Source organism: Longimicrobium sp. (genome assembly GCF_036399255.1).
GTDB lineage: Bacteria > Gemmatimonadota > Gemmatimonadetes > Longimicrobiales > Longimicrobiaceae > Longimicrobium.
Genome location: NZ_DASWNM010000133.1, coordinates 1 through 3,276 on the forward strand (window position 1 = coordinate 1; position 3,276 = coordinate 3,276).

1 protein-coding gene is annotated in these 3,276 nt (G+C 74.3%); it reads right to left on the minus strand.

What is annotated here, in order from left to right; translation table 11 throughout:
- A partial coding sequence (locus VGC13_RS23810; protein WP_331127804.1) for an amino acid adenylation domain-containing protein occupies positions 1 to 3,276 on the minus strand: 3,276 nt, incomplete at both ends.

Genomic DNA, 3,276 nt, shown 5'->3' on the forward strand with positions numbered 1-3,276 from the left:
GAGGATGCCACGGAGCGCCGCCTGGGTCAGCAGCACGCCGACGCCGGAGTCTTCCAGCATGTACGCCAGGCGGTCGGCCGGGTACTCGGGATCCAGCGGAACGTAGGCGCCGCCGGCCTTCATCACGCCCAGCAGCGCGACGACCATCTCGGTGCTGCGCTCCAGGCACAGCCCCACGCGCACCTCCGGCCCCACGCCCAGCCGCTTCAGGTGTCGGGCCAGCTGGTTGGCGCGCGCGTCCAGCTCCGCGTACGTGACCCGCTCGCCTTCGAACGCGAGCGCGATGCGGTCGGGCGTCCGCGCGGCCTGCGCCTCGAAGCCGCCGTGGATCGTCTCCGGTCCGGGGAGCGCCGCGTCCGTGGCGTTCCACCCCCGTACCACGGTGTCGCGCTCGTCCTCGGGAAGCAGAGGAAGACGCGAGAGAGGGCGGTCGGGGTCCGCTGCCACGGCTTCGGCGAGCACGCCCAGGTGGCGCCGCATGCGGGCGATGGTGGACGCGTCGAAGAGGTCCGTGGCGTACTCCATCCATCCGTAGATCTCGCCGTCCGTCTCGCGCAGCAGCAGCGAGACGTCGAACTTGGCGCTCCCGCTCTCCAGCTCGATGGACGAGACGGCCAGCCCGTCCAGCCGCAGCGCGTCGTCGGACGCGTTCTGCAGGGCGAGAAAGGCCTGGAAGAGCGGGTTGTGGCCCAGGCTGCGGCCGGTGTGCACCTCTTCGACCACCTGCTCGAAGGGCACCTCCTGGTGCGTGTACGCGCCAAAGGTGGCCTCGCGCACGCGGCCCAGCAGGCCGCGGAACGAGGGGTCGCCGGAGAGGTCGCCGCGCAGGGCCAGGGTGTTGGCGAAAAAGCCGATCACCCCCTCCAGCTCCGCCCGGGTGCGGCCGGCGATGGGGGTGCCCACCACCACGTCGTCCTGGCCGGAGTACTTCGAAAGCAGCGCCTGCCACAGCGCCAGCACCGCCATGAACAGCGAGGCGCCCTCGTCGCGCGCCAGCGCGCCCAGCGCCGCCACGGTGCCGGCGGGCAGGCGCAGGCGCTCGCGCGCGCCGCGAAAGCTGAGCGCCGGCGGACGGGGACGGTCGGTGGGCAGCTCCAGCAGGGCGGGGGCGCCGGCCAGCTGCCCGCGCCACCACGCCAGGTGCCGCTCCATCAGCGGCCCCTGCAGCGTCTCGCGCTGCCAGACGGCGTAGTCGGCGTACTGCAGCGGAAGCTCGCCCAGGGGCGACGGCTCGCCGCGGCGGAAGGCGCCGTAGAGCGCGGAGAATTCGCGCAGCAGCACGCCAAGCGACCAGCCGTCGCTGATGACGTGGTGCATCGACAGCACCAGCACGTGCTCGTCCGGCCGCACCCGCAGCAGCAGCGCGCGGAAGAGCGGCCCCGCCGCCAGGTCGAAGGGGCGGCGCGCCTCGGCGTCCAAGCGGGCGCGCAGGGCGGCCTCGTCCGCGTCCGCGAGCTCGGCGGCAGGGAGCTCGAAGCGGGCGGCGGGATGGATGACCTGCACCGGCTCGCCGTCCTGCACGGCGAAGGTGGTGCGCAGCGACTCGTGCCGGTGCACCGTCTCTTCCAGCGCGCGGCGCAGCGCCTCGCCGTCCAGCGGCCCCGCCAGCCACAGCGCGCCGGTGATCCCGTACGCCGCGCTGCCACCCTCCATCCGGTCCAGGAACCAGAGGCGCTGCTGCGTGAACGATACGGGAAAGGCGTCCGCGCGCCCCGCCGTCCTGGGCAGGGGCCGGGGCCCCGCGCCGGCCACCTCCGGAAGCGGCGTTCCCGCGCGCGCGCGGCGCAGCGCCTCCAGCCGTTCCGACACGCCCGCCACCGTGGGGCTCTCGAACAGCGCGCGCAGGGGAAGCTCCATCCCCAGCGCCTCCTGCACGCGGGAAACGACCTGCGTGGCGCGCAGCGAGTGGCCGCCCAGCGCAAAGAAGTCGTCGTCCACGCCCACGCGCTCCACCTTCAGCACCTCGGCCCACACCGCCGCGACCACCTCTTCCACCGGCGTGCGCGGCGCGGTGAACTCCCTGCCCTCGGCCGCGCCGGGGGCGGGAAGGGCGCGGCGGTCCAGCTTGCCGTTGGGGTTCAGCGGCAGCGCGTCCAGGAAGACAAAGGCGCCGGGGACCATGTAGTCGGGAAGCCGGCGCGCCAGCGCATCGCGCAGCGCGCGGACGGAGGGCGGCGCGGCGTCCGCGGCCACCACGTAGGCCACCAGGCGCTTGTCGGCGCCCTCGTCCAGCGCCACCACGGCGCACTCGCGCACCTCGGGGAGCTCCGCGAGCGCCGTCTCGATCTCTCCCAGCTCGATGCGGAAGCCGCGGATCTTGACCTGGAAGTCCAGCCGTCCCAGGAACTCCACCGCGCCGTCCGCCCGCCAGCGCGCGCGGTCGCCGGTGCGGTACAGCCGCGCGCCGGGGGTGGGGGAGAAGGGATCGGGAACGAACTTCTCCGCCGTGAGCGCGGGGCGGTTCAGGTAGCCGCGGGCCACCTGCACGCCGCCCAGGTGCAGCTCGCCGGGGACGCCGATGGGCGTGGGCCCGCCCGCCGCGTCCAGCACGTAGACGCGGGTGTTGGCGATGGGGCGGCCGATGGGCACGGTGGCCGCGCCGGGCTCGTGGCGGCAGACCCAGTGGGTGACCTCCACCGCCGCCTCGGTGGGGCCGTACAGGTTGTGGAGCTCGGCGTTCATCCGCGCGAGGAAGCGCTCCTGCAGCGCGGGCGGCAGGGCTTCGCCGCTGCAGCCCACCAGGCGCAGCGATGCGCAGCGCTCCTCCAGCCCGGGCTCGTCCAGGAACAGCTGCAGCATGGAGGGGACGAAGTGCGCCACGGTGATGCGCTCCGCCTGGATCAGGTCCGCCAGGTACGACGGGTGGCGGTGTCCGCCGGGTCGCGCGACCACCAGGGTGGCGCCGCACAGCAGGGGGCAGAAGAACTCCCACACCGAGACGTCGAAGGAGTACGGCGTCTTCTGCAGCACGCGGTCTTCCCGCCGCACGCCGCCCCACTCCAGCATCCACCGCAGGCGGTTGCAGACGGCGTGGTGCGCGTTCATCACCCCCTTGGGCCGTCCGGTGGAGCCCGAGGTGTAGATGACGTAGGCGAGCGTCCGGGGCGTGGCCCCGCCCTCCACCGGTGCGGCCGGCTCCGCCGCGACGGCGTCCCAGCCCGCGTCCAGCTCCACCGTCGCCGCGCGATGCGGGGGGAGGATGCCACGGAGCGCCGCCTGGGTCAGCAGCACGCCGACGCCGGAGTCTTCCAGCATGTACGCCAGGCGGTCGGCCGG